General features: G+C 56.4%; 1 rRNA gene. It reads right to left on the bottom strand.

Features of this window, described 5'->3' with window-relative positions:
- Positions 1–30: 30 nt before the first annotated feature.
- Positions 31–1,430: ribosomal RNA gene (locus ACGFNK_RS45755) — 23S ribosomal RNA — on the bottom strand; the annotation flags it as partial.

Here is a 1,430-nt window from a genome sequence, read left to right as displayed (position 1 = left end):
TCAGAACCAACACAGTGGACGCGAGCAGCTGAGGACAAGCCCTCGGCCTATTAGTACCAGTCACCTCCACACCTTGCGGTGCTTCCAGATCTGGCCTATCAACCCAGTAGTCTCCTGGGAGCCTTAACCCCTCAAGGGGGTGGGAGTCCTCATCTCGAAGCAGGCTTCCCGCTTAGATGCTTTCAGCGGTTATCCCTCCCGAACGTAGCCAACCAGCCATGCCCTTGGCAGAACAACTGGCACACCAGAGGTTCGTCCGTCCCGGTCCTCTCGTACTAGGGACAGCCCTTCTCAAGACTCCTACGCGCACAGCGGATAGGGACCGAACTGTCTCACGACGTTCTAAACCCAGCTCGCGTACCGCTTTAATGGGCGAACAGCCCAACCCTTGGGACCGACTCCAGCCCCAGGATGCGACGAGCCGACATCGAGGTGCCAAACCATCCCGTCGATATGGACTCTTGGGGAAGATCAGCCTGTTATCCCCGGGGTACCTTTTATCCGTTGAGCGACGGCGCTTCCACAAGCCACCGCCGGATCACTAGTCCCGACTTTCGTCCCTGCTCGACCCGTCGGTCTCACAGTCAAGCTCCCTTGTGCACTTACACTCACCACCTGATTGCCAACCAGGCTGAGGGAACCTTTGGGCGCCTCCGTTACTCTTTAGGAGGCAACCGCCCCAGTTAAACTACCCATCAGACACTGTCCCCGATCCGGATCACGGACCCGGGTTAGACATCCAGCACGACCAGACTGGTATTTCAACGACGACTCCCCCTGAACTGGCGTCCAGAGTTCACAGTCTCCCAGCTATCCTACACAAGCCGAACCGAACACCAATATCAAACTGTAGTAAAGGTCCCGGGGTCTTTCCGTCCTGCTGCGCGAAACGAGCATCTTTACTCGTAGTGCAATTTCACCGGGCCTATGGTTGAGACAGTCGAGAAGTCGTTACGCCATTCGTGCAGGTCGGAACTTACCCGACAAGGAATTTCGCTACCTTAGGATGGTTATAGTTACCACCGCCGTTTACTGGCGCTTAAGTTCTCAGCTTCGCCCGACCGAAATCGGACTAACCGGTCCCCTTAACGTTCCAGCACCGGGCAGGCGTCAGTCCGTATACCTCGCCTTACGGCTTCGCACGGACCTGTGTTTTTAGTAAACAGTCGCTTCTCGCTGGTCTCTGCGGCCACCCCCAGCTCACCAAGTAAATTGGATCACCAGTGATGGCCCCCCTTCTCCCGAAGTTACGGGGGCATTTTGCCGAGTTCCTTAACCATAGTTCACCCGAACGCCTCGGTATTCTCTACCTGACCACCTGAGTCGGTTTAGGGTACGGGCCGCCATAAAACTCGCTAGAGGCTTTTCTCGACAGCATAGGATCATCCACTTCACCACAATCGGCTCGGCATCAGGTCTCAGCCACATGT

Source organism: Streptomyces sp. NPDC048825 (genome assembly GCF_043198355.1).
Classification (GTDB): domain Bacteria; phylum Actinomycetota; class Actinomycetes; order Streptomycetales; family Streptomycetaceae; genus Streptomyces; species Streptomyces xiangluensis.
This window is presented reverse-complemented; position numbering and strand designations above follow the sequence as displayed.